The 25,828-nt window shown below is 71.1% G+C and carries 15 protein-coding genes and 1 tRNA gene; 4 read left to right on the top strand and 12 right to left on the bottom strand.

Annotated features, from left to right (window positions below):
• The first annotated feature begins 254 nt into the window (after positions 1-254).
• The 3 genes from ACF088_RS31850 (at position 255) to ACF088_RS31840 (ending at position 6,815) form a co-directional block, all read left to right on the top strand.
• Positions 255-5,054: a DEAD/DEAH box helicase gene (locus ACF088_RS31850; protein ID WP_392379351.1), complete on the top strand. Its 4,800-nt coding sequence runs from the start codon at positions 255-257 to the stop codon at positions 5,052-5,054.
• A 65-nt stretch (positions 5,055-5,119) separates the two neighbouring features.
• A complete protein-coding gene (locus tag ACF088_RS31845; RefSeq protein WP_392379350.1) occupies positions 5,120-5,977 on the top strand; it encodes an Fpg/Nei family DNA glycosylase in 858 nt (285 codons plus the stop codon).
• Positions 5,978-6,038: 61 nt separating this feature from the next.
• The gene (locus ACF088_RS31840) at positions 6,039-6,815 is read left to right on the top strand and encodes an SDR family NAD(P)-dependent oxidoreductase (RefSeq protein ID WP_392379349.1); all 777 of its coding nucleotides are present in this window, start codon (positions 6,039-6,041) and stop codon (positions 6,813-6,815) included.
• Here the strand turns inward: ACF088_RS31840 and ACF088_RS31835 are convergent.
• From ACF088_RS31835 to ACF088_RS31790, 10 genes are all read right to left on the bottom strand, one after another.
• Positions 6,787-7,116: a hypothetical protein gene (locus tag ACF088_RS31835; RefSeq protein WP_392379348.1), complete on the bottom strand. Its 330-nt coding sequence runs from the start codon at positions 7,114-7,116 to the stop codon at positions 6,787-6,789. The two genes, ACF088_RS31840 and ACF088_RS31835, sit on opposite strands and share 29 nt — an antisense overlap.
• A gap of 206 nt (positions 7,117-7,322) precedes the next feature.
• Positions 7,323-7,793: a Dps family protein gene (locus tag ACF088_RS31830; RefSeq protein ID WP_392379347.1), complete on the bottom strand. Its 471-nt coding sequence runs from the start codon at positions 7,791-7,793 to the stop codon at positions 7,323-7,325.
• Between the two features lie 208 nt (positions 7,794-8,001).
• Positions 8,002-8,385 carry a helix-turn-helix domain-containing protein gene (locus ACF088_RS31825; RefSeq protein WP_086720541.1) on the bottom strand — a complete coding sequence of 128 codons (384 nt, stop codon included), beginning with the start codon at positions 8,383-8,385 and terminating at the stop codon, positions 8,002-8,004.
• A gap of 94 nt (positions 8,386-8,479) precedes the next feature.
• Entirely contained in the window at positions 8,480-9,016 is a 537-nt protein-coding gene (locus tag ACF088_RS31820; protein WP_392379346.1) for a CinA family protein, read from the bottom strand.
• Entirely contained in the window at positions 9,013-9,663 is a 651-nt protein-coding gene (gene pgsA / locus ACF088_RS31815) for a CDP-diacylglycerol--glycerol-3-phosphate 3-phosphatidyltransferase (RefSeq protein ID WP_392379345.1), read from the bottom strand. Before pgsA ends, ACF088_RS31820 begins: the two co-directional genes overlap by 4 nt.
• The gene (gene rimO / locus ACF088_RS31810; protein ID WP_392379344.1) at positions 9,660-11,165 is read right to left on the bottom strand and encodes a 30S ribosomal protein S12 methylthiotransferase RimO; all 1,506 of its coding nucleotides are present in this window, start codon (positions 11,163-11,165) and stop codon (positions 9,660-9,662) included. Before rimO ends, pgsA begins: the two co-directional genes overlap by 4 nt.
• A gap of 104 nt (positions 11,166-11,269) precedes the next feature.
• On the bottom strand, positions 11,270-12,076 hold the full coding sequence (locus tag ACF088_RS31805) for a helix-turn-helix domain-containing protein (RefSeq protein ID WP_392379343.1): 807 nt from the start codon (positions 12,074-12,076) through the stop codon (positions 11,270-11,272).
• A gap of 224 nt (positions 12,077-12,300) precedes the next feature.
• Positions 12,301-15,087: a DNA translocase FtsK gene (locus ACF088_RS31800; protein WP_392379342.1), complete on the bottom strand. Its 2,787-nt coding sequence runs from the start codon at positions 15,085-15,087 to the stop codon at positions 12,301-12,303.
• Between the two features lie 92 nt (positions 15,088-15,179).
• Complete coding sequence (locus ACF088_RS31795) at positions 15,180-15,839, bottom strand: two-component system response regulator (protein ID WP_042159926.1); 660 nt, start codon at positions 15,837-15,839, stop codon at positions 15,180-15,182.
• 255 nt (positions 15,840-16,094) lie between these two features.
• A complete protein-coding gene (locus ACF088_RS31790) occupies positions 16,095-21,629 on the bottom strand; it encodes a HAMP domain-containing protein (protein ID WP_392379341.1) in 5,535 nt (1,844 codons plus the stop codon).
• Positions 21,630-21,932: 303 nt separating this feature from the next.
• Between ACF088_RS31790 and ACF088_RS31785 the strand changes: the two genes are divergently transcribed.
• Entirely contained in the window at positions 21,933-24,554 is a 2,622-nt protein-coding gene (locus tag ACF088_RS31785; RefSeq protein WP_392379453.1) for a SpoIIE family protein phosphatase, read from the top strand.
• A gap of 301 nt (positions 24,555-24,855) precedes the next feature.
• Here the strand turns inward: ACF088_RS31785 and ACF088_RS31780 are convergent.
• Positions 24,856-24,931, bottom strand: a tRNA-Thr gene (locus tag ACF088_RS31780).
• 63 nt (positions 24,932-24,994) lie between these two features.
• Positions 24,995-25,672, bottom strand: a complete 678-nt coding sequence (locus ACF088_RS31775; protein WP_392379340.1) for a DegT/DnrJ/EryC1/StrS family aminotransferase — start codon at positions 25,670-25,672, stop codon at positions 24,995-24,997.
• Positions 25,673-25,828: the final 156 nt, after the last annotated feature.

Here is a 25,828-nt window from a genome sequence, read left to right as displayed (position 1 = left end):
ACCGGCGCGACGGCCGCGGCGGCCACCCCCGCGGCCTTGGCCCCGAGCATCAGGTGCGGGCCGGCCGCCGTCGAAGGTCTGCTGCGGGCGGCCGCCGCCGAAGGTCTGCCGACCGGTGATGCCCCCTTCCGCTTCCGCCAGGTGGGCGCCGACCTGCGCGTCCGTGGCGTGGACGGCCCGGGGAACCCGGTCCGCGGCGGACGGCGCAGCGCGCGACGACCGCGTTGTCAGTGGTCCGGTGCACGATGGAGGACATGGCCAAGGCAGCGCTCGATTCCTTCTCCCCCGCGACCCGCGGCTGGTTCGCCGGGGCGTTCAGCGCGCCCACCGCCGCGCAGGAAGGGGCCTGGCAGGCGATCGGCGCGGGCTCCGACGTCCTGGTCGTGGCGCCCACGGGCTCCGGCAAGACCCTCGCCGCCTTCCTCGCGTCCCTGGACGCGCTGGCGAGCACTCCCCCGCCCGCCGAGCCGAAGAAGCGCTGCCGGGTGCTGTATGTCTCCCCGATGAAGGCGCTGGCCGTCGACGTCGAGCGCAATCTGCGCAGTCCGCTGACGGGCATCCGGCAGGAGTCGGTCCGCCTCGGGCTGCCCGAGCCGGACATCACGGTCGCCATCCGTTCCGGCGACACCCCGCCCGCCGAGCGCCGCTCGATCGCCAACCGCCCGCCGGACATCCTCATCACCACCCCCGAGTCGCTGTTCCTGATGCTGACGTCCTCCGCCCGGGAGGCGCTGGCGGGCGTCGAGACGGTGATCGTGGACGAGGTCCATGCCGTGGCCGGCACCAAGCGCGGTGCGCATCTGGCACTGTCCCTGGAGCGGCTGGACGAGCTCCGCTGCGCCGGCCCTGCGCGGCTCCACCACGACCGCCCGGCCCGCCGGATCGGGCTGTCCGCGACGGTGCGGCCGGTGGAGGAGGTGGCGCGCTATCTGTCGCCGCGGCGCCGGGTGGAGATCGTCCAGCCGCCGTCCGGGAAGCGTTTCGACCTCTCGGTGGTCGTCCCGGTGGAGGACATGGGCGAGCTGGGCGGCTCGCCGGTCCAGGAGGGCGACACCGGCGAGAAGCCGTCCATCTGGCCGCAGGTCGAGGAGAGGATCGCCGATCTTGTCCAGGCCCACCGCTCCACGATCGTCTTCGCCAACTCCCGCCGGCTGGCGGAGCGGCTGTGCAACCGCCTCAACGAGATCGCCTACGAGCGGCAGACCGGTGAGGCGCTGCCCGAGCACCACTCCCCCGCGGAGCTGATGGCCGAGGCCGGGGCGGCCAAGGGTGCCCCGGCGCTGCTGGCCCGCGCCCACCACGGCTCGGTGTCCAAGGAGCAACGCGCCCAGGTGGAGGAGGACTTGAAGGCCGGCCGGCTGCCGGCCGTGGTCGCCACCTCCAGTCTGGAGCTGGGTATCGACATGGGCGCGGTCGATCTGGTCATCCAGGTGGAGTCGCCGCCGTCGGTCGCCTCCGGGCTGCAGCGGGTCGGCCGGGCCGGGCACCAGGTCGGCGCGGTCTCGACGGGCGTCGTCTTCCCCAAGTACCGCGGCGATCTGGTGCAGGCCGCCGTGGTCACCGAGCGGATGCGCTCGGGCGCCATCGAGGCGCTGCGGGTGCCCGCCAATCCACTGGACGTCCTCGCCCAGCAGCTCGTCGCCATGACCGCGATGGACACCTGGGACGTCGAGGAGCTGCTGGCCGTCGTCCGGCGGGCCGCCCCGTTCGCCGGACTTCCCGAGTCGGCGTTCACGGCCGTGCTGGACATGCTCGCCGGCCGCTACCCCTCCGATGCCTTCGCCGAGCTGCGGCCGCGGCTGGTGTGGGACCGCGTGGCGCAGACCGTCACGGGGCGCCCCGGCGCCCAGCGGCTGGCCGTCACCTCCGGCGGCACGATCCCCGACCGCGGCCTGTTCGGGGTGTTCCTGGCGGGCGGCGACTCCGGCAAGGGCGGCCGCCGGGTGGGGGAGCTCGACGAGGAGATGGTCTACGAGTCCCGCGTCGGCGATGTCTTCACGCTCGGCACGACGTCCTGGCGCATCGAGGACATCACCCGCGACCGGGTACTGGTCACCCCCGCTCCCGGCGTACCGGGACGACTGCCCTTCTGGAAGGGCGATCAGCTGGGCCGGCCCCTCGAACTGGGCCGTGCACTCGGCGCGTTCCTCCGCGAGCTCGGGGCGCTCGGGCCGGAGGACGCCCGGGCCCGGCTGTCCGCCGCCGGGCTGGACGACTGGGCGGCGTCCAATGTGCTGAGCTATCTCGCCGAGCAGAAGCAGGCCTGCGGCCATGTCCCCGACGACCGCACGATCGTCGTGGAGCGGTTCCGTGACGAGCTCGGCGACTGGCGGGTGGTCGTCCACTCCCCCTTCGGCGCCCAGGTCCACGCCCCGTGGGCACTGGCCCTCGGCGCCCGACTCGCCGAGCGCTACGGCATGGACGCCCAGGTGATGCACGCCGACGACGGCATGGTGCTGCGGCTGCCCGACGCCGATCTGCTGGGCCTCGACCTCCTGGACGGCGACGGCGGTTTCGATCCGGCCGCCGATCCGGGCCTGGCCGCGCGCGGCACGGCGTACGACCCCGAGCAGTCCCCCGTGGGGGCGGCCGATGTCGCCTTCGAGCACGGCGAGGTCGACCAGATCGTCAGGGACCAGGTGGGCGGCTCCGCGCTGTTCGCCTCCCGGTTCCGGGAGTGCGCCGCGCGTGCCCTGCTGCTGCCGCGGCGCAGTCCCGGCAAGCGCACCCCGCTGTGGCAGCAGCGTCAGCGTGCCTCGCAGCTCCTGCAGGTGGCGAGCGAGTTCGGGTCCTTCCCGATCGTGCTGGAGGCCGTCCGCGAGTGCCTTCAGGACGTCTTCGACGTACCGGGCCTGTCGGAGCTGATGGGGGACATCGAGGCGCGCCGGGTCCGGCTGGTGGAGGTCACCACTCCCGAGCCGTCCCCGTTCGCCCGCTCGCTGCTGTTCGGCTATGTCGCCCAGTTCCTCTACGAGGGCGACTCCCCGCTCGCCGAGCGCCGCGCCGCCGCACTCTCCCTGGACTCCCGGCTGCTGGCCGAGCTGCTGGGCCAGGCCGAGCTGCGCGAGCTGCTGGACGCCGAGGTGCTGGCCGGGCTGGAGCGCGAGCTGCAGTGGCTCACGGACGACCGGCGGATCAAGGACGTGGAGGGCGTCGCCGACGTCCTGCGGCTGCTGGGGCCGCTGACCGGCGCCGAGCTGGCCGAGCGCGGCGCGGATCCGGCCTGGCCCGGGGAGCTGGCCGCCGCCCGCCGGGCCATTGCGGTGCGGATCGCCGGGACCGAGCACTGGGCCGCCGTCGAGGACGCCGGCCGGCTCCGCGACGCCCTGGGCACGGCACTGCCGGTCGGCGTCCCCGAGTCGTTCACGGAACCGGTCAAGGACCCGCTGGGCGATCTGCTGTCCCGCTACGCCCGCACCCACGGCCCGTTCACCTCCGAGCAGGCCGCCGCCCGCTTCGGCCTCGGCACGGCCGTCACCGACGGCGCGCTGCATCTCCTCGCCGCGGCCGGCCGGGTCGTCCAGGGTGAGTTCCACCCCGCGGGCATCGGCCAGGAGTGGTGCGACGCCCAGGTGCTGCGCAGGCTGCGCCGCCGCTCGCTCGCCGCGCTGCGCGAGGAGCTGGAGCCGGTGCCGCCCGCCGCGCTCGCCGCTTTCCTCCCCCAGTGGCAGCACCTCGGCGCGCCCCGGCCGGCGCCGGTGAGCGGGGTGCCGGCGCCGCTCACCGGCTCGTCGCACAGCCTGCGCGGTATCGACGGTCTGGTACGCGCCGTCGAGCAGCTCCAGGGCGCCGCCGTACCCGCCTCCGCCCTGGAAAAGCTGGTGCTGCCCTCCCGCGTCGGCGGCTACACCCCCGCCCTGCTGGACGAACTCACCACCACCGGCGAGGTGTTGTGGGCCGGCGCCGGAGCGCTCCCCGGCAAGGACGGCTGGGTCGCTCTCCATCTCGCCGACTCCGCCCCCCTCCTGCTCCCGCAGCCCCTCCCACTGGAACTGACCGCGCTGCACGAGTCGTTGCTGACCGCCCTCGCCCCCGGATACGGGCTGTTCTTCCGCCAGCTCGCCGACCAGGTCCGCGCCACCACCCACCCCGAGGCCACCGACTCCCAGCTGGCCGATGCCTTGTGGGACCTGGCCTGGTCGGGCCGGCTGACCAATGACACCCTGGCCCCGCTGCGTGCCCTCCTCGGCTCGGGCCGTACGGCCGGCTCGACCGCCCATCGCGCCCGCCGGGCCGTCCCCCGGGGCAGATACGGCTCGCTGACCGCGGCCACCGGCCGCAGCGGCCGCCCCACCGCCTCCCGCTCCGGCCCACCGACGGTGGGCGGCCGCTGGTCACTGCTGCCGGCCGCCGAACCGGACCCCACCCACCGCGCCCACGCCCTGGCCCGCACCCTCCTGGACCGGCACGGCATCGTCACCCGCGGCGCGGTCGCCGCCGAGGGGGTCGAGGGCGGGTTCTCCGCCGCGTACCGCGTACTGGCCGCCTTCGAGGAGTCCGGCCAGGCCCGCCGCGGCTATGTGGTGGAGGGGCTGGGCGCCGCCCAGTTCGCGATGGACGGCGCGGTGGACCGGCTGCGCGCGGTCAGCACCCAGCGCGAGCGCGCCGCCGATGACGCCCTGCCGGACGGCGGCCCGGCGCAGGCCCGGCGCGGCGGCCCGCAGCGCGCCGTCGTCCTGGCCGCCGCCGACCCGGCCAATGCCTATGGCGCCGCCCTGTCCTGGCCCGAGCCGCCCGAAGGCTCGGCCCACAAACCCGGCCGCAAGGCGGGCTCCCTCGTCGTCCTCGTCGACGGCGAGCTGACGCTCTACCTGGAGCGCGGCGGCAAGACCCTGCTCATCTGGCCGCTCGGCGACGCCCCGGCCCCGGCCGCCATGGACCCCCGCCTGCGGCTCGCCGTCGAGGCGCTCACGGATGCCGCCCGCGCCGGCGCCCTGGGCACCCTCACCACCGAGCGCATCAACGGCACCTCGGCGCTCACCTCCCCCTATGCCCCCGCGCTGGAGTCCGCCGGCTTCCACCCGACCCCGAGGGGACTGCGGCTGCGAGGGTGACGCAAGCGGCAGCCGCACCCCCGCGCCAGGGGCCCCCGCGCACACCCGCGCGGCATGATGGTGACATGCCCGAAGGCGACACCGTCTGGCGCCTGGCCCAGCGGCTCGGCGACGCGCTGGCCGGCCGCCCGCTGACCCGCTGCGACCTGCGCGTCCCCCGGCTCGCGACGGTGGATCTGACCGGCCGCGAGGTGCTGGAGGTGCTCTCCCGCGGCAAACACCTCCTCACCCGCTTCGAGGGCGGCCTCACCCTGCACTCCCATCTGCGGCTGGACGGCGCATGGAAGATCTATGCCCCGGCCGAGCGCTGGCGCGGCGGTCCCGCCCATCAGATCAGGGCGGTTCTCGGCACCACGGAACACACCGCCGTCGGCTACCGCCTCCCCGTCCTCGATCTGCTGCGCACCACCGAGGAGTCCCGGGTCGTCGGCCACCTGGGACCCGACCTCCTCGGCCCCGGCTGGGACCCGGAACAAGCCCTCGGACGGCTGCTCTCCGCCCCGGATCGCCCTCTCGGCGAGGCCCTGCTCGACCAGCGCAATCTCGCCGGTATCGGCAATGTCTACAAGTCCGAGCTGTGCTTTCTGCTGCGCGCCTCCCCCTGGCTCCCCGTGGGCCGGCTGCCCCGGCCCGAGCGCGTGCCCGCCCTCGCCAAGAAGCTCCTGGAGGCCAACAAGCACCGCCCCGCCCGCACCACCACGCCCTGGGGCTACCGCCCCCACCCGTCCGAGGGCAGCAGGGGAGCCCGCCCCGACCGCCGGCTGTGGGTCTACGGCCGGGCCGGCCGCCCCTGCCTGCGCTGCGGTACCGCCATCCGCGCCGCCGACCAGGACCCCGCCTCCGAGGAGCGCGCCACCTACTGGTGCCCCGCCTGCCAGCCCGACCGGCCGGACGCCCGGCCGGACCCCCGGCCCACGGACTGAGCCGTACCGCATCGCGTCCCACCAATTGACGCCCCGTCAGATTCCTCCCTACCCTCACCCCATGCCCTTCACGGCGTACGACCTCACGGGCCGCACCGCGATCGTCACCGGCGCGGCAAGCGGAATCGGCCGCGCCACCGCCGTCCTCCTCGCCGAGGCCGGGGCCACCGTCCACTGCGCCGACCTCGACGATCGGGGCACCAAGGCGACCGCCGCGGCGATCACCGCGGCAGGGGGCTCGGCACACGCCCACCACCTCGATGTCACCCGGCGCGACCAGATCGCCGCCGTCGTCGACGCCGCCCGCAGCGCCACCGGCCGCATCGAGGTGATGGCGAACATCGCCGGGATCATGTACTCCTCCGCCGTCCTGGAGACCGAGGACGCGGAGCTGGACCGGGTCTGGAACACCAACTTCAAGGGCGTGCTGTACGGCTGCCAGGAGGCGGCCCGCGCCATGATTGCCACCGCCACCCGTGGTTCCCTCGTGAACATGGCCTCGGGCGCGATCGACACCGGCGCGCCCGGCCTGCTCTGCTACGGCGCCGCCAAGGCCGCCGTCGTCCAGCTCACCAAGACCCTGGCCACGGAGGTGGGCCGGCACGGCATCCGCGTCAATGCCGTCGCCCCGGGCTGGGTCCGTACGGCGATGACCGAGCGCCACACCGCCCGGGCCCAGCAGCAGGCGGAGGGACCGATGATCCGGATGTCACCGCTGGGGAGGGTGGGAGAGCCGGCGGACATCGCCCACACCGTGCTGCATCTGGCGTCGGACGCATCGTCGTTCATGACCGGCCAGATCCTCCGCCCTAACGGCGGCGTCGCCATGCCTTGGTGACCACCGCCCCCCACACCCCCCGAACCCCGTGAAACCCCCGGACCGCCCGGACCAGGGCGCGCCGCGGACCGCCGTCAGGCCCGTCCGCCCGCGGAACACAGTGCACCGGCAGCAGACTGAGTCCCCAGCCGCCCAGCGCCACGACCCCCTCGATCACCCCCGCCGACTGCGGCCACACCACCAGCCGGACCGCCGCCCACCACCACAGGACCCCGACGACGGCCCCGGATATCCAGCGCCCGGGTACGGCTCGCGGGTGCCGGCCGGCCGACGCCCGGGCCGCGACGTCACGCCACCCCATGACTGCCTCCTCCGGCCGACGCTAGACGGGCCCCGCCGCCCGGCGGGAGGGCGCACCGGGGCATTTCCGGCGCGCAGCCGGCCCCGCAAGCCCCGCAGCGGAGCTCGACGCCGCGCACCCCGGAGCGCTCACCACAGGCCCGCACGGCACACCCCGGTAACCGGCCCCCAGCGTGCGCCACAGTCCCTCGGCGGGCGCCGCGGCCGTCAGTGGGACTCGGCCTGGAACATCCAGTGGTGCTTCTCCAGATCAGCGGTCAGCCCGATAAGGATGTCCTGGGTGACCGGGTCCGGATCCGCGGTGGCGGCAATCCGTTCGCGCATCCGGCCGATGACCGCACTCAGCGCGTTCACCATCGCCCGCACCACGTCGCCGTCCTTGATCCAGCCGTCCGTGATCTCACTGATGCCACTGGTCTTGGCGACGGTGACGGCCCGCCCGTCAGGGGACACTCCGATCGCGGACGCCCGCTCGGCCACCGTGTCGGCATGCTGCCGACCGCTGGCGACCACCTCGTCGAGTTGCAGGTGTACGGAGCGGAAGCGGGGCCCGACGACATTCCAGTGCACCTGCTTCGCCACGAGAGACAGGTCCACCAGGTCGACGAGCGCTCCCTGCAGAGCGGTCCCGACAATCCCGCGATCTTCGTCGGACAGCGTGCTCTTGACGACAGACATCCAGACACTCCTGATTCAGGCGATATATCCGGTTTAGATCCGATTTGGCCATCGTACAAATGAATCGCCCGTTCCGAGCGGCCCGGACGGCCCGTACGGGCGCCTCCCCGGGGCGCCGTTCGGCCCCGCACGCCCGCCCGCGCCCGGGCAGCACGGAGCCCCGGCGGGCTGCTGCCCACCGGGGCTCCGGTACGTACAAACAGGGGTGTCAGGCCGCGACGACATCCACGACGTCGGCCGGGGACTTGATGGTCACGCGCTCCTCCGGCACACCGGCCAGGGACGTGACGGACACCGAATTGAGCTTCGGCCGCACCGGTGCGGGCACCGGGTCGCTCGCGGCCGCGGACGCTGCCAGCTCGGCGAGTGCCAGCTCGTCGCTGACCTCCCGCATGAGCTCGGACATGCGCACATCCAGCGCGTCACAGATCGATGAGAGCAGCTCGGAGGAAGCCTCCTTCTGCCCCCTCTCCACCTCGGACAAATAGCCGAGCGATACCCGGGCGGAGGAAGAGACCTCGCGCAGGGTTCGGCCCTGGCGCTGACGCTGTCGGCGCAGCACGTCACCCAGCAGGCGACGAAGCAGAATCATCGCTGGCTCCCTCCTCGGACCTCGGATCCGGATCCTTCTCGCCCCACCGTACCGCCTCGGGCTGTAGGCGTGCGGGGTGCAAGTACGTGTTCACTCAGGGCTGCAAACATCCATTCCCCCCGTGTTGTTCCGTATCCTGTGCCCGCGTATTTTCTGTCAGTTCGCTCAACAGCATTGCCAGCACGGCATGAATGGTGTCCTGGCGGATCCGGTCACGATCGCCCTCCAGCGCCAGCCGCCGCACCCGCCCGGCCCCGTCCGGTCCCTGGACCGCCACGAAAACGGTGCCCACCGGATACCCGTCCTGCGGATCGGGGCCGGCCACACCCGTGGTGGCGATGCCCCAGTCGGCACCCAGCACCCGCCGCACACCACGCGCCATCTGCCGCGCGACCTCGCCGTCCACGGCCCCGCGCGCGGCCAGCAGGGCGGCGTCCACGCCCAGCACCTCCCGCTTGAGGTCGGTGGCGTACGCCGTGACCGAACCGCGGACGACCCGCGAGGCCCCGGGGACGGCGGTCAGTGCACCCGCCACCAGCCCACCGGTCAGTGATTCGGCCACCGCCAGGCTCTGCCCCCGCCCGGCGAGCAGCTCCAGCGCCCCGGCCGCGACAGAACCCGGCCCGCTCACCGGGCTGTGTCCCGCTCGGCCCGCTCGGCCCGCTCCCGGACCAGTCCGGCCCGGCGCAGCACCACGGCCTGCCGGATGTAGTCGAACCCGGTGACCACGGTCAGCGCGACGGCCACCGCCATCACCCACCAGCGGAAGGTCGCCAGGGGGCCGGTCAGCACCAGGACGTACATGCCCACCGCGGTGCCCTGTGCCAATGTCTTGATTTTGCCGCCACGACTGGCCGGAATCACTCCGTGTTTGATCACCCAGAACCGCATCAGCGTGATGCCGAGCTCCCGGAAGAGGATCACGCCGGTCACCCACCACGACAGATCGCCCAGCACCGACAGGCAGATCAGCGCCGCACCCATGATCGCCTTGTCCGCGATCGGGTCCGCGATCTTGCCGAAGTCGGTGACCAGGTTGTACGTGCGCGCCAGATGTCCGTCGAAGACATCGGTGATCATGGCGACGGCGAAGGCGGCCCAGGCGAAGACGCGCCAGACGGGGTCCGTTCCGTTGTCGTGCATCAGCAGCAGCACGAAGGCCGGGACCAGCACCAGCCGCAGCATCGTCAGAAGGTTGGCGATGTTCCACAGCCCGGCCTGCCGGGCGACCGGCGCCGTGCGCGGGCCGCCAGCTGCGGAAGCCGGGACTCCGCTCATCTGGCCGCCTCCTCGGTACACCCCGGTCCCTCCACCGACAGCACCTCCGCAACGAGGTCCACGCCCTCGCTCGCCACCACCTTTGCTTCGACCATACGACCGGGCTCCAGTTCCTGGTCGGTCGACAGCAAGGTGACGCCATCGGTCTCCGGCGCCTGGTGCGCGGCACGGCCGACCACGCCGTCCTCGTCGTCGATCCGGTCGACCAGCACCCGCAGCGTCTCGCCGACCCGCTCCTCGGCGCGCTGCGCGGTCAGCTCCTCGGCCAGCCGCGAGACCCGCGCCAGCCGCTCGGCGACCACCTCCGGATCGACCTTGTCCTCGTACGAGGCGGCCTCGGTGCCGTCCTCGTCGGAGTAGCCGAAGACGCCGATGGCATCCAGCCGGGCCTCGGTGAGGAAGCGCTCCAGCTCCGCGAGGTCGCTCTCGCTCTCCCCGGGGAAGCCGACGATGAAGTTGGAGCGGGCACCGGCCTGCGGCGCCTTCGTACGGATCGTCTCCAGCAGCTCCAGGAAGCTGTCGGTGCCGCCGAAGCGCCGCATGGAGCGCAGCACACCGGGCGCCGAGTGCTGGAACGACAGATCGAAGTACGGCGCCACCTTGTCGGTGCCGGTCAGCACATCGATCAGACCCGGCCGCATCTCGGCGGGCTGCAGATAGCTGACCCGGATCCGCTCGATGCCGTCGACGGCCGCCAGCTCCGGCAGCAGCGTCTCCAGCAGCCGGATGTCGCCGAGGTCCTTGCCGTAGGAGGTGTTGTTCTCGGAGACCAGCATGATCTCCTTGACGCCCTCCCCGGCCAGCCACCGCGTCTCACCGAGCACATCGGAGGGCCGGCGCGAGATGAAGGAGCCACGGAAGGAGGGGATGGCGCAGAACGAGCAGCGCCGGTCGCAGCCGGAGGCCAGCTTCACCGAGGCCACGGGGCTGCTGCCGAGCCGGCGGCGCAGCGGCGCACGCGGCCCGGAGGCGGGCGCGATGCCCTCCGGCAGATCCTCGGGCGGGGCCGCCGGCGGCTCGTCCGAGCCGGCCTGAGCGTGGCCGGGCAGCGCGACACCGGCGGAGCCCTGGCGCTCGGCCGGGCTGATCGGCAGCAGTTTGCGGCGGTCGCGCGGGGTGTGCGCGGCGTGGATGCCGCCGTTCAGGATGGTCTGCAGGCGGTCGGAGATGCTGCTGTAGTCGTCGAAGCCGAGCACACCGTCGGCCTCGGGCAGCGCCTCGGCGAGCTCCTTGCCGTAGCGCTCGGCCATGCAGCCGACGGCCACCACGGCCTGGGTTCTGCCATGATCCTTCAGATCGTTGGCTTCCAGCAGGGCGTCGACGGAGTCCTTCTTCGCGGCCTCGACGAAGCCACAGGTGTTGACGACGGCGACATCGGCATCGGCGGCTTCCTCGACGAGGTCCCAGCCGTCCGCTGCCAGGCGGCCTGCGAGCTCCTCCGAGTCCACCTCGTTACGGGCGCAGCCAAGAGTGACAAGGGCGACGGTACGGCGTTCGGGCATAGGCCTCAGCCTACTTTGTCCCGGCCACCCCCTTGGCGCGCAGGTCTCCACCGCCCGTCCCGGGTGCCCGGCGCGGGCGGCGGACGCACACCGACGACGGGCTCTCAGCCCGCCTGGGGGTCCCCCGGCGTATAGCTGAGCCGCTCCACCGTGCCCTTGTCGCCGACCCGCTTGACCTCCTTGCCGTTGACGTACAGCTGTACGGCTCCGGCGTTTCCGAGGACCAGGTCGATGCGTTCCTTGTCGGTGATGGTCTTGGACTCGCCCTTCTTGAGCAGGCCGTCCTCCAGGAGCTTGCCATTGGCGTCCTTGGCGGAGATCCAGCTCTGGCCGTCACGGGCGGTCACCTTGATCGTGACCTTGTCCTTCGGCAGTCCGGCGACGGCGCTGTCGGAGGGATCGGGCTTGACGGGCGGCTTGATGGTCGAGGGGTGGCGGGTGGGCGCCGGCGCCGGCTTCGCATTGGCGTCGCCGCCCGCGATCGGGCCGCTGTCGCTCTTGCCGTTGCCCGTGAAGAGCGTGAAGCCCATGAACCCGACGACCGCGACGATCGCCGCGACCATCGCCGCGGTCCAATTGGGGCGGCGCGGCTCGGAACGGATCCGCTCGGCTTCGTAGAGCGGTGCGGCAGGGGTCGGCGCGGGCCGTCCGCCGTGCTCGGCGTCGAACTGGTCGATCAGCGGTCGGGGATCAAGGGATACCGCGCGGGCAAGCGCCCGGATGTGCCCCCGGGCGTAGACGTCCCCGCCACAGCGGGAGAAGTCGTCCTGCTCGATCGCGTGCACGAGGGGGATGCGCACCCGTGTCGTCGTACTGACCTCTTCGACGGTCAGTCCCGCTCCGATACGGGCCTTCTGGAGGGCAGCGCCGACGGAAGGCCGGTCTGCTTCGGGGGAGTTGCCGATGGACACGGGGGCGCCTTTCGAGCGTGTAGCCACCTGCTGGAAGTTCAGTCTAGGGGTGGAGCGAAAGGGTCGGGCAAGCGGGAGAGCGGAGTTTGTACGCCATCGGAACGCCGCCGGCGGTGCCCCGGTGCTTGATGGTGAAGCATCGTTCCCTCGTCTCCCTCAACTTGACGTATCGGCAGGCGAAACGGTTGCTTTCTTCTCTCGTATGCGGGACCCGGATATCTGTGCTACTCGGTAGCCTCCCCCCGGATCACCGCCAGCACTCCATCCAATTCATCGGGCTTCACCAGAACGTCGCGGGCCTTGGACCCCTCGCTCGGCCCGACGATGAGGCGCGACTCCATCAGGTCCATCAGCCGGCCGGCCTTGGCAAAGCCCACCCGCAGCTTGCGCTGAAGCATCGATGTCGACCCGAACTGAGTGGAAACCACCAGCTCAGCGGCCTGGCACAGCAGATCGAGGTCATCGCCGATGTCCTCGTCGATCTCCTTCTTCTTCGCCGTGCCGACGGTGACGTCGTCGCGGAAGACCGGCGCCATCTGATCCTTGCAGTGCTGGACGACCGCCGCGACCTCGGCCTCGGTCACGAACGCGCCCTGCATACGGACCGGCTTGTTGGCACCCATCGGCAGGAACAGCCCGTCGCCCTTGCCGATCAGCTTCTCGGCGCCCGGCTGGTCGAGGATGACCCGGCTGTCGGCGAGCGAGGAGGTGGCGAACGCGAGCCGGGAGGGCACATTGGCCTTGATCAGGCCGGTGACCACATCGACGGACGGGCGCTGGGTGGCGAGCACCAGATGGATGCCTGCCGCGCGGGCGAGCTGGGTGATGCGGACGATGGAGTCCTCCACATCGCGCGGCGCGACCATCATCAGGTCCGCCAGCTCGTCGACGATCACCAGCAGATACGGGTACGGCGCCAGCTCGCGCTCGCTGCCCTCGGGTGAGCTGACCTTGCCGCTGCGCACCGCTTCGTTGAAGTCGTCGATGTGCCGGAAGCCGTACGCCGCGAGATCGTCGTAGCGCAGGTCCATCTCGCGCACCACCCACTGCAGCGCCTCGGCGGCGCGCTTGGGGTTGGTGATGATCGGCGTGATCAGGTGCGGGATGCCTTCGTACGCGGTCAGCTCGACGCGCTTGGGGTCGACCAGCACCATCCGGACGTCCTCCGGCGTGGCCCGCACCATGACCGAGGTGATCAGGCAATTGATGCAGGAGGACTTGCCGGAGCCGGTGGCGCCGGCCACCAGGACGTGCGGCATCTTGGTCATGTTGGCCATGACATAGCCGCCCTCGACGTCCTTGCCGAGCGCCACCAGCATCGGATGCTCGTCACCCGCGGCATCGGCCAGCCGCAGCACATCGCCGAGGTTGACCATCTCGCGGTCGGTATTGGGGATCTCGATGCCGACCGCCGACTTGCCGGGGATCGGGCTGATGATCCGGACGTCGGGGCTGGCCACGGCGTAGGCGATGTTCTTGGCCAGCGCGGTGATCTTCTCGACCTTGACGGCCGGGCCGAGCTCGACCTCGTAGCGGGTGACCGTCGGGCCGCGGGTGAACCCGGTGACCGCCGCATCGACCTTGAACTCCTGGAAGACCGTGGTCAGTGCGGTCACTATGGCGTCGTTGGCGGCGCTGCGGGTCTTGCCGGGGCCGCCGCGCGCGAGCAGGTCCAGCGAGGGCAGCGAGTAGGTGATGTCACCGGACAGCTGGAGCTGCTCGGCGCGGGCCGGCAGCTCGCCGGACGGCTCCGGCGGCGCCTTGGTGAAGTCCGGTACGGCCGGGGTGTCCTCGGCCGCGGACGGCTTCGGCTCCGCCCCGCGGGCCGGTGGCACCGTGCCGCTCTCCCCCGCGGTGTCCTCGCCGTCGTGCCCCCGGCGCTCCCCGGAGATGCTGCTGCTGAGCCCGGCGACGAGCGGGGAGGGCTGGACACCGTGCAGCACCGCACCGTCCAGCGCCGCGGCGGCCGCGGCCGCCACATCCACCGCATCCATCGGCCGGTCCGCGGCGGGCTGTACGGAAGCCCGGCGCGGGCGGCGGCGTCGGGCCAGGGCCGCTTCCTCTATCGCCTCCGGGTCGCTCGCGGCCGGCGCGGCGGCGCCGCGGCGCGGTGTGCGGGCGGGCTGCTCACGCCACTCCTCCGCATAGTCCTCGACCTCGTCGAAGTACTCCTCGGGCTCCTCGGATTGCACCACGCCCAGCCGGACGCCCAGCGCCCGCAGCCGCTGCGGGATGGCGTTCACCGGCGTCGCGGTGACCACCAGCAGCCCGAAGACGGTGAGCAGCGCCAGCAGCGCCACGGCCAGGGTCTGTCCGACGGTGAAGATCAGCGGCTTGGACGCGACCCACCCCAGATAGCCGCCGGCGTCCTGTATGGCGGCCAGACCGTCGTCCCGGCCCGGCGATCCACAGGCCATGGCGACCTGTCCCAGGACACCGATGACCAGGGCGGACAGCCCGATGACGATCCGGCCGTTGGCCTCCGGCTGCTCGGGGTGCCGGATGAGGCGTACGGCGATGCCGCCCAGCAGTATCGGCACGACCAGGTCGAGCCGGCCGAACGCCCCGGTCACCAGCAGCTCGACCAGATCACCGACCGGGCCGCTGAGGTTGGACCACGTACCGGCCGCGATGACCAGCGCCAGGCCGAGCAGCAGCAGCGCCAGCCCGTCCTTGCGGTGCGCCGGATCGAGGTTCTTCGCGCCGCGGCCCATACCGCGGAACACCGCCCCGATGGCGTGCGCCAGCCCCAGCCAGCAGGCACGGACGAGGCGGTAGACGCCGCCGGTGGGTGACGGCGCCGGTTTGGGAGCGGCCTTCTTGGCCGGAGCCCTCTTGGCCGGAGCCTTTTTGGCCGGTGCCTTCTTCGCGGCCGCGGTCTTCTTGACCGGCGGCTTGGCGGGCGCCTTCTTCGCGGCGGTCTTCTTGGCGGCGCCCGCGGTCCGTCCGGCGCGCTGCTTGGAGGGTCCCGCCGTGCTCTGGGTTCCCTTGCCGGACGTACGTGAGGCCATGGCGACGAGATTACAGGCGAACGCGGGCCTCACACGAGCGCACGGCGCTTCACCCGAACGTGTCGCGCGCCCACCTCATGAAAGGGCGTCAGTCACCCCGCGACGCTGCCCGACCCCGGTTCCAGAGCATCCAGAGCCCGGCGCAGACCGGTCAGTTTGCGTTCCAGATGGGCCGCCGTGGCCACCGCCGCCGCATCTGCCGTCTCGTCCAGCTGTTTGGACAGCGCCTCGGCCTGCTCCTCGACCGCGGCCAGCCGCGCGGAGAGCTCGGCGAGCAGTCCCGCGGACTCCCGCGCCTCGTCGGCGCTCGGCCGCCCGCCCTCCAGCTGCAGCCTCAGCAAAGAGGCCTGCTCGCGCAGTTGGCAGTTCTTCATGTACAGCTCGACGAACACCGAGACCTTGGCGCGCAGCACCCAGGGGTCGAACGGCTTGGAGATGTAGTCCACCGCACCGGCCGCATAGCCGCGGAAGGTGTGGTGCGGGCCGTGGTTGATGGCCGTGAGGAAGATGATCGGGATGTCGCGGGTCCGCTCCCGCCGCTTGATGTGCGCGGCGGTCTCGAAACCGTCCATCCCCGGCATCTGCACATCGAGCAGAATCACCGCGAAATCGTCCGTGAGCAGTGCTTTGAGCGCTTCCTCCCCGGACGATGCCCGCACCAGTGTCTGATCGAGCGCAGAGAGGATCGCCTCCAGCGCCAGCAGATTCTCCGGCCGGTCATCGACCAGGAGGATCTTGGCCTTCTGCACCATGGCCCGTCCTCCTCGCCCCGGCATGGAACCGGACGCCGCCCCAGGGGACGACTCCGTCACGCCGCCCGTCCTTGTGCCGGTCATGGTAGCTGCACCCCGCCTGTCGCCACACCCTGTCACCGCGATGTCACTGTGCACGTAGCAGAAACGCAGACAGAGACCAGAAGGTTCCCCGAATCCTGCGCTTCCACACGTGCACGGCGACACTGAGTCAGCACGCGATGATCCTCTTACGCCTCCATATTGGACGCTCCCTCACTCCGCGCGCATCCATTGCTCCATGACCGACAACAGATGATCGGTATCCACCGGCTTGGTCACATAGTCGGAGGCTCCGGAGTCGATGCTCTTCTCCCGGTCGCCCTTCATCGCCTTCGCGGTCAGCGCGATGATGGGCAGTCCGGCGAACTGCGGCATCCGGCGGATCGCCGCCGTGGTCGCATAGCCGTCCATCTCCGGCATCATGATGTCCATCAGGACCAGCACGATGTCGTCGTGCTGCTCCAGCACCTCGATGCCCTCACGCCCGTTCTCCGCGTACAGCACCGAAAGCCCGTGCTGCTCCAGGACGCTGGTGAGCGCGAAGACGTTGCGGATGTCGTCATCGACGATCAGCACCTTCTCGCCGTGGAAGCCGCCCTCGAAGGCGGGATCCACCAGGTCCTGGCCGTTGCCGATCCAGGGCTCCTCGGCGGGCTGCTGCGCAACCGGCTGCGGCGGCGCCTGAGGCGCCTGGGGCGGCGCCTGGAGCGCCTCGGGCGGCGCCGCGGACGGCTGCTGCCGTCCCGGAAGCTCGAAGCGGCGCGCAGAGCCCGAAACCGCCCGGCGGCGGCGCCGGTTGAGGCTGCCCCCGGAGTCCAGCTCGCGGCTCTGCTGCTCTTCGGCCTCCTGGCGCCCGGCCTCCGTCTCCCGCGCCTCCGCGTCCATCGCGATCCCGCCGGCCACCAGCTGCGGATAGCCCTGCGGCGGCAGTCCGCCCGGATTGTGCGGGAGGTAGAGCGTGAACGTGGAGCCGCGGTTGGGCTCGCTCGCGGCGTGGATCTCGCCGCCCAGCAGCCGGGCGATCTCCCGGCTGATGGACAGGCCCAGGCCCGTGCCGCCGTACTTGCGGCTGGTCGTGCCGTCGGCCTGCTTGAACGCCTCGAAGATGACCCGCATCTTGCTGGACGCGATACCGATACCGGTGTCGGTCACCGAGAAGGCGATCATGTCCGCATCCGGGTCGCGCAGCGAACCGTGCTCCAGCAGCTGCTCGCGGATGGCCACCGGGACATCCGCCCCGGCCGGCCGGATCACCAGCTCGACGGCGCCGCTGTCGGTGAACTTCACCGCGTTGGACAGCAGATTGCGCAGCACCTGCAGCAGCCGCTGCTCGTCGGTGTGCAGGGTGGCCGGCAGCTCCGGGGAGACCCGTACGGAGAAGTCGAGTCCCTTCTCCGCGGTCAGCGGACGGAACGTCGCCTCCACGTAGTCGACCAGCTGGACCAGCGCGATCCGCGTCGGGCTGACGTCCATCTTTCCGGCCTCGACCTTGGACAGGTCCAGGATGTCGTTGATCAGCTGGAGCAGGTCGCTGCCGGCTCCATGGATGGTTTCGGCGAATTCGACCTGCTTCGGGGAGAGATTCCCCTCGGCGTTATCGGCCAGCAACTTGGCCAGAATCAGCAGGGAGTTCAGCGGCGTCCGCAGCTCGTGCGACATGTTCGCCAGGAACTCCGACTTGTAGCGCATGGAGACCGCGAGTTGCTCGGCACGCTCCTCCAGAACCTGCCGCGCCTCCTCGATCTCGGTGTTCTTCACCTCGATGTCGCGGTTCTGCGCGCGCAGCTGCTCGGCCTTCTCCTCCAGCTCGGAGTTGGACAGCTCCAGCGCCTTCTGCCGGCTCTCCAGCTCGCCCGAGCGCTCCTTGAGCTGCTCGGTCAGCTCCTGCGACTGCTTGAGCAGCACCTCGGTCTTGGTGTTGACCGAGATGGTGTTGACGCTGGTCGCGATCATCTCGGCGATCTGGCTGAGGAAGTCCTTCTGGATCTGGGTGAACGGCTGGAACGACGCCAGCTCGATCACGCCGAGCACCTTGTCCTCGAACAGCACCGGCAGCACGATCACATTCGCCGGCGGCGCCTCGCCCAGCCCGGAGGCGATTTTGAGATACCCGGACGGGACGTTCTCCACCAGGATGGTGCGCCCCTCCTCCGCCGCCGTGCCGATCAGCGTCTCGCCCGGCCGGAAGGTCGTCGGCATCCCGCCCATGGCGTAGCCGTACGAGCCCATCAGCCGCAGCTCGTAGGCGCCCGCCTCGCCGCCGTCCGCGCCGATCTCCTGGCTGTCGGGCTGTGCCGCGAGGAAGAACGCGCCGTGCTGGGCGGAGACCGCGGGCGACAGCTCGCTCATGATCAGCGTGGCGACGTCCTTGAGGTCGCGCCGGCCCTGCATCAGACCGGAGATCCGGGCGAGGTTGCCCTTGAGCCAGTCCTGTTCCTCGTTGGCGAGGGTGGTCTCGCGGAGCGTGGAGATCATCGTGTTGACGTTGTCCTGGAGCTCCAGGATCTCGCCGGCCGCGTCCACGTCGATCCGGACGTTGTGATCGCCGAGGGTGACCGCCGCGGCGACCGCGGCGATGGCACGCACCTGACGGGTCAGGTTGCCGGCCATCTCGTTCACCGACTCGGTCAGGTCCCGCCAGGTGCCGGCCACGCCCCGCACCTGTGCCTGACCGCCCAGCTGGCCTTCCGTGCCCACCTCACGGGCCACTCTGGTGACCTGCTCCGCGAACGACGACAGCTGGTCGACCATGGTGTTGATGGTGGTCTTCAGCGCGAGGATCTCGCCCCGCGCATCGATGTCGATCTTCTTGGTCAGATCACCCTTGGCGATGGCGGTGGTGACCATGGCGATGTTGCGGACCTGGCCGGTCAAGTTGTTGGCCATCGAGTTCACGGACTCGGTGAGGTCCTTCCACGTACCGGCGACGCCGGGGACGCGGGCCTGGCCGCCCAGGATGCCGTCGGTGCCCACCTCACGGGCCACCCGGGTGACCTCGTCGGCGAACGACGACAGCGTCGTGACCATCGTGTTGACCGTGTCGGCGAGCTGCGCGACCTCGCCGCGCGCCTCGACCGTGACCTTCTTGGTCAGGTCTCCGTTGGCGACCGCCGCCGAGACCTGCGAGATGTTGCGCACCTGGATGGTCAGGTTGTTGGCCATCAGGTTCACGTTGTCGCTGAGGTCCAGCCAGATCCCGGTCGCGCCCGGCACCCGTGCCTGGCCGCCCAACTGACCCTCGGTGCCCACCTCACGGGCCACTCTGGTGACCTGCTCGGCGAACGACGACAGCTGGTCGACCATCGTGTTGACGGTCGTGACCAGTTCGAGGATCTCGCCCTTGGCGTCGACGGTGATCTTCTTGGACAGATCACCGCGGGCCACCGCCGTTGTCACCTCGGCGATGTTGCGCACCTGTGAGGTGAGGTTGTTCGCCATGAAGTTGACGGACTGGGTGAGGTCCTTCCAGGTACCGCTGACGCCCTGCACCTCGGCCTGGCCGCCCAGGATTCCCTCGGTGCCCACCTCGCGGGCGACCCGGGTGACCTGCTCCGCGAACGAGGAGAGCTGGTCGACCATCGTGTTCAGGGTGTTCTTCAGCTCCAGGATCTCGCCCCGGGCGTCCACGTCGATCTTCTGCGACAGGTCACCGCGCGCCACCGCCGTGGCGACCTGCGCGATATTGCGGACCTGAGCCGTCAGGTTGCCGGCCATGCCGTTCACCGAGTCGGTCAGATCGCGCCACACGCCGGCGACACCCGGCACCTGTGCCTGGCCGCCCAGCCTGCCGTCCGTGCCGACCTCCCGGGCGACCCGGGTGACCTGCTCGGCGAAGGCGGAGAGCTGGTCGACCATCGTGTTGATGGTGTTCTTCAGTTCCAGGATCTCGCCGCGCGCATCCACGTCGATCTTCTGCGACAGGTCGCCACGGGCGACCGCCGTCGTCACCTGCGCGATCTGCCGCACCTGAGAAGTCAGGTTCCCCGCCATGAAGTTGACGGAGTCGGTCAGTTCCTTCCAGGTGCCGCTGACGCCGTCCACCCGGGCCTGGCCGCCCAGTCGGCCCTCCGTGCCCACGTCCCTGGCCATCCGGGTGACCTGGTCGGCGAACGAGGACAGCTGATCCACCATGGTGTTCACGGTGTTCTTCAGCTGCAGCATCTCGCCGGACACATCGACGGTGACCTTCTGCGACAGATCACCGTTGGCCACCGCGGTCGTCACCTGGGCGATGTTGCGCACCTGCCCGGTGAGGTTCCGGAAGGCGGTGTTCACGGAGTCCGTGAGGTCCTTCCACGTCCCCGCGGCCCCGGGCACCGCGGCCTGGCCGCCCAGCTCGCCCTCGACGCCGATCTCCCGCGCAACGCGCGTCACTTCGGCACCGAACGAGGAGAGCTGACCCACCATCGTGTTGACGGTGTTCTTCAACTCCAGCATTTCACCGGCCACATCGACGGTGACCGTCTGCGACAGATCACCGTTGGCGACCGCCGTCGTCACCTGCGCGATGTCCCGCACCTGTGCCGTCAGGTTGCGGAAGGCGGTGTTCACCGAGTCGGTGAGGTCCTTCCACGTCCCGGCCGCGCCCGGCACCTGCGCCTGACCGCCGAGCTGGCCCTCCGCGCCGACCTCGTTCGCCACCCGCGTCACTTCGTCCGCGAAGGTCCGCAGCGTCTCGGTCATGGTGTTGATCGTGTCGGCCAGCTGCGCGACCTCGCCGCGGGCACTGACCGTGACCTTCTGCGACAGATCGCCATTGGCGACGGCAGTGGTGACCTGGGCGATCCCCCGCACCTGAGCGGTGAGGTTGCCGGCCATGAGGTTGACCGAGTCGGTCAGGTCCTTCCACACCCCGGCGACGCCGGGGACCTGCGCCTGACCGCCGAGCTCACCCTCGGTGCCGACCTCACGGGCGACCCGCGTCACCTCGGAGGCGAAGGAGGAGAGCTGGTCGACCATCGTGTTGACGGTGTTCTTCAGCTCCAGCATTTCGCCGGCGACATGGACGGTCACCTTGCGCGACAGATCACCCTTGGCCACCGCGGTGGTGACGAGAGCAATGTCACGCACCTGCGCCGTCAGCCGGGATGCCATGGTGTTGACGGATTCCGTCAGGTCCTTCCATGAACCCGACATTCCGCGCACCCGCGCCTGACCGCCGAGCTTGCCCTCCGTACCGACCTCGCTGGCCACTCTGGTGACCTCGTCGGTGAACGCGGAGAGCTGATCCACCAGCCCGTTGACCGTCCGGCCGACCTTCAGGAATTCACCCCGCAGAGGGTGCTCCGAAGAGCTGTCCGAACTGCGCGACCGCAGATCCATCCGCTGTTCCAGGTCGCCCTCGGACACCGCCGACAGCACCCGCCCCACCTCGGAGACAGGCCGTACGAGGTCGTCCACCAGCGCATTCGAGGCGTCGATGGCCGCGGCCCAGGAGCCCTCGGCAGCGCCGACCTCCAGCCGCTCCGTGAGTTTTCCCTCACGTCCCACGACCCGGCGCACCCGCGCCAGCTCACCCGTGAGATGCAGATTGCGATCCGCAACCTCGTTGAAGACCGCCGCGATCTCCGACATGACGCCATCGCCGGAAACCGTGAGCCGCTTGCGGAAGTTCCCGTCCCGCATCGCGACCAGAGCGACCAACAGCCGATTCAGCGCAGCCGTATCCACCTCGGTCGTCCCGTTGTTCCGGGATCGTCCGCCTTTCGCGCGCGTGCTTGCGCCCCGCGCTGCTGCGCCAGACTCCACCGTGTCCCTCCCGCAAGGGTCGACCGTTCTACCCGGGCTTTCTCTTGATACGTGCCCAGTGTTTCACCATGGCCCAACCAGGCCATAACAGTTCGGCAGCATCGCACACCGTCCCGGGGCACGATTGGGGCGGAAACACACGTGACCGGCATCCTCGGGTGCGGCGAAGGTAAGTAACCTGGCATACGGCTGTCCACCGTCCCGGCCATCGAGCACGGGCGGTGGTGCACGCACAACAGGTTTATTCGGAGGGGCGCCGCGACCATGGGGGAGCAGATCACCGACACACGCATGAGGAGACCAGTGATCACCGCGCGGGCCGCCGCAACCTTCGAGCCGGTCGGGCGCTCGGTCGCCACTGCCCGTGCATTCGTCCGCGACACCCTCCAGGGCTGGGGCTGCGCCGACATCGTCGACGACGCCGTGGTGCTGACCAGCGAGCTGGTCACCAACGCCGTGGTGCACGCCGGCACCGCCGCCGATGTGCTGTGCCTGCGCAACGACGGCGGCGTACGGATCTCCGTCGCCGACCGCTACCCCGAACGTGAGATCCCGCTCCAGAACGCCGGCCAGGTCGTCGTCCACCCGGACCGCGAGGGCGGCCGCGGCCTGCTGCTGTGCGGCGCGCTCGCCACCCGCTGGGGCGTCGAGTACACCGCCGCACAAAAGCACGTATGGTTCCAGCTCGACCTCCCCGAGCGCCCGGCCGGCACCCGCTCCGCCGGCCCCGCCCTGCCGGTGGACGCCCTCCCGGTCGCCGAGACCCGCGTCCGCGTCGCGGTGATCCAGATCGACCGCGGCGGCTGCATCAGCTTCTGGAACGACGACGCCCAGGACCTCTTCGCCTACGACCCCGAGCAGGTCATCGGCAAACCGCTCACCGACTTCGCCGCCTGGCCGCACACCCCGGGAACCGGCACGGGCATCGTCGAGGCCCTCCAGCTCTCCCGCTGGGAGGGCTCCTACGGCATCCGGGGCTCCGACGGCCGGGTCGTCCCCGTCTACGCCTCCCACCTGCGCGTCCGCGACGCCGACGGCGAGGCCTCCACGGTCTGCCTCCTGGTACGCGACCACGAGCGCGCGATCCTGCAGAGCCCCCAGCGCACCCCCGCCCCGGACGCCGCCTCCCAGCCCGAGGGACGCCCCTCCGATCCGTTCGAGGTCTTCATCGGCTCACCGGCCCCCGATGACCTCGACGGCCTGCTCCAGCGCACCGTCGAACGGGCCCGCGACATGCTCGACGGCGACGCCGCCTACCTCCTCCTGGCCACCGACGACGAGACCGAACTGGAGGTCCGCGCCTCCACGGGCCTGCCCTCCGCCCGCCAGCGGTTCGCCCGCGTCCCCGTCGAGGCCGGATCCGGACGCTACGGCTCCGCACGGATGCCCGCCGTCCACGAAGACCTCACCGCAGTCCCCGGCGCCGTACCTCTCCTCAGCGGCACGGGCATGCGCTCGGTCGTCACCGTCCCCCTCAAGGTCGAGGGCCGGCTGACCGGCTCGCTCGGCGTCGCCGCGGAGGGCGCCGGCCGCTACACGAACGAGGAGGCGCTGCGTCTCCAGTTCGCCGCCGACCGCATCGCCCTCGCCGTCGAACGCGCCCGCCTCACCGAGCTGGAAAAGCTCCGCCGCGGCTCCCTCTCCTTCCTCGTCGAGGCCTCCGACCTGCTGGCCGGCACCCTCGACCGGGACCAGACCCTGGCCCTGATGGCCCAGATGACGGTCCCGACCCTTGCCACGTGGTGCGCCGTCTACACCGTCGCCGACCAGACCTCCGAGCCCGAGCTGTCCTATGTGCTGCACGAGGACGAGGACCGGATCGACGGACTCAAGACGCTGCTGATGAAGGTCGACCCGCCCGAGCCGGTCCCCACCCCCGGTGCCCGTATCTGGACCGCTCCCGGCGACGCGGCGCACGACGCCGCCCTGCGCACCTCCATGCGCAGCCTGGGCCTGGGCAACTCCGCCCGGCCCTCCACCGGCCCCGGCGCCACCCTCGCCACCGCCTCCGCCGTGGGCGGCGAGACGGTCGTCCTTCCCCTCGTCGCCCGCAACCGCGTCATCGGCATGCTGACCCTGGGCAAGCCCACCGAGGAGCACTTCCGCCAGGAGATCCTCGAACTCGCCGAGGACCTCTCCCGCCGGGCCGCGCTCGCCCTGGACAACGCGCGCCTCTACTCCGAGCGCACGGCCATCAGCCAGTCCCTGCAACGCAGTCTGCTGCCCCCTGAGCAGCCCGAGATCCCCGGCGTGGAGGTCGAGGTCATCTACCGCGCGGCCGGCGAGGGCAACGAGGTCGGCGGCGACTTCTACGACATCTTCCCGATCCGCGACGGCGCCTACGGCTTCGCCATCGGTGACGTCTGCGGTACGGGCCCGGAGGCGGCCGCCGTCACGGGCCTGGCCCGGCACGCACTGCGCCTCCTCGCCCGCGAGGGCTTCGGCGGCCCCGCCGTCCTGGAGCGCCTGAACGCCGCCATCCTCGACGAGGGCGCCCGCAGCCGCTTCCTGACGCTCCTTTACGGCGAGCTCTGGCCCCAGGACGACGGCAGCGCCGTCCTCAAGGTCGTCTGCGCCGGCCACCCCCTGCCGCTCCGTCTGCGCCAGGACGGCACCGTCGAGCCGGCCGCCGAACCCCAGCCGCTCCTGGGCGTCATGGACGATCTGGAACTCTACGCACAGACCGTCACCCTCGACCCCGGCGACGTCCTGCTGTGCGTCACCGACGGCGTCACCGAACGCCGCGAGGGCACCCGCATGCTCGGCGACGACGGCCTCACCGACCTCCTGACCACCTGTACGGGACTGACGGCCGGCGCGGTCGCCGCCCGCGTACTGCGCGCCGTGGAACGCTTCGCCGCCGAACCGGCCTCCGACGACATGGCCATCCTCGCCATGCGCATCCCCGAGGCCCCGGCGGGCTGACCCCGAGGGAGCGGCCGACGCCCACCGCTGACGGCCCTCGGCCGCTCCCCCGCTCCCACCGCCCTCCTCCTATGCTGCCCGGCCACCCCGGCCCGCCCCGCACGGGAGCCATTCCCACAGCCGCCCCCAACCGCCGCCCACGCCACGGACGGTGGTCTTCACCGACACGGGCCCGCGCGACGTATTCCAGCCCCCCACCCCGGCCGCACAACGTCCACTGCACCTCTCCGCAGAGCTGATACGACATCACCGGATCCGCATACGACAAAGGCCCCCGCCGAATGGCGGGGGCCTTGTCCTCTGGAGCCCCAATACGGAATCGAACCGTAGACCTTCTCCTTACCATGGAGACGCTCTGCCGACTGAGCTATTGGGGCGCGGCAACGGAATAGATATTACCCCAACTCCGCGTCAGCTTCGAATCGTCCACTGCCTCTCGGCTAAAAGGCCGGCTGCAGCAGCCCGCCGAGCGCATTGCACGCACTGACCATCTTGTGCAGCTCCCGCCGCGACATCCCCGCATGCACGGGCAACGCCAGGGTCTCGTCCACCGCCCGCTCGGTCTCCGGCAGAAAGACATCCCGCCGCAGTCCCGGCATCCGGTACACCGGAGCCAGTACGGGCACCTTGCACGCCACACCCTTGGCCCGCAGCGTCCGCGCGAACGCATCCCGGTCCGGCCGCCCGTTGCCGGGTACCCGCACCACATACTGCTCGTAGGTGTGCCCCGCCGCCGGTGTGGGCCTCCGGACCCCGCGCAGCTTGCCGTCCAGGTACGACGCATGCGCCCGCCGCAGCTCGGCGCCCTCCGGGTCCGCCCCGGGTTCGTCCTCCACAAGCACCAACAGACCGCGCCGCTGACCCACTTCACGGATCCACCCGGCGTCCGCCGGCCGACCGAACCGGTGAATCGCCACGACCGCGGCCGTCTGACTGGTCACCACATCCGACACCGCGGCCGGGTCCAGGCAGTAACTGTCGCCGTCCACATCGGCGAACACCGGCACCGCACCCAACTCCAGCACGGCCCGGGCCACCTCGGCGTTGCCATACGCCGGCACCACGACCTCGTCACCAGCACTGACCCCGGCCGACTTGAGCGCTCCTACTGTCCGCATGAAACGGATCCTGCTCACGTCAGATGAACGTCGAGTTACACCCACCACCCGAAAATCAGAACAAAAAAGCTCCGGTCCCTGAACCATAAAGGTTCAGGGACCGGAGCTGAAAAATTGTTCGGCGGCGTCCTACTCTCCCACAGGGTCCCCCCTGCA

The sequence above is a fragment of the Streptomyces sp. NPDC015125 genome (genome assembly GCF_043080045.1).
In the GTDB taxonomy this organism is placed as follows: domain Bacteria; phylum Actinomycetota; class Actinomycetes; order Streptomycetales; family Streptomycetaceae; genus Streptomyces.
This window is presented reverse-complemented; position numbering and strand designations above follow the sequence as displayed.

Excerpts from the sequence above, each read along its gene's own strand:
- ACF088_RS31850 (WP_392379351.1), top strand. The coding sequence starts at position 255 with ATGGCCAAGGCAGCGCTCGATTCCTTCTCCCCCGCGACCCGCGGCTGG.
- ACF088_RS31845 (WP_392379350.1), top strand. The coding sequence starts at position 5,120 with ATGCCCGAAGGCGACACCGTCTGGCGCCTGGCCCAGCGGCTCGGCGAC.
- ACF088_RS31840 (WP_392379349.1), top strand. The coding sequence starts at position 6,039 with ATGCCCTTCACGGCGTACGACCTCACGGGCCGCACCGCGATCGTCACC.
- ACF088_RS31835 (WP_392379348.1), bottom strand. The coding sequence starts at position 7,116 with ATGGGGTGGCGTGACGTCGCGGCCCGGGCGTCGGCCGGCCGGCACCCG.
- ACF088_RS31830 (WP_392379347.1), bottom strand. The coding sequence starts at position 7,793 with ATGTCTGTCGTCAAGAGCACGCTGTCCGACGAAGATCGCGGGATTGTC.
- ACF088_RS31825 (WP_086720541.1), bottom strand. The coding sequence starts at position 8,385 with ATGATTCTGCTTCGTCGCCTGCTGGGTGACGTGCTGCGCCGACAGCGT.
- pgsA (WP_392379345.1), bottom strand. The coding sequence starts at position 9,663 with ATGAGCGGAGTCCCGGCTTCCGCAGCTGGCGGCCCGCGCACGGCGCCG.
- rimO (WP_392379344.1), bottom strand. The coding sequence starts at position 11,165 with ATGCCCGAACGCCGTACCGTCGCCCTTGTCACTCTTGGCTGCGCCCGT.
- ACF088_RS31800 (WP_392379342.1), bottom strand. The coding sequence starts at position 15,087 with ATGGCCTCACGTACGTCCGGCAAGGGAACCCAGAGCACGGCGGGACCC.
- ACF088_RS31795 (WP_042159926.1), bottom strand. The coding sequence starts at position 15,839 with ATGGTGCAGAAGGCCAAGATCCTCCTGGTCGATGACCGGCCGGAGAAT.
- ACF088_RS31775 (WP_392379340.1), bottom strand. The coding sequence starts at position 25,672 with ATGCGGACAGTAGGAGCGCTCAAGTCGGCCGGGGTCAGTGCTGGTGAC.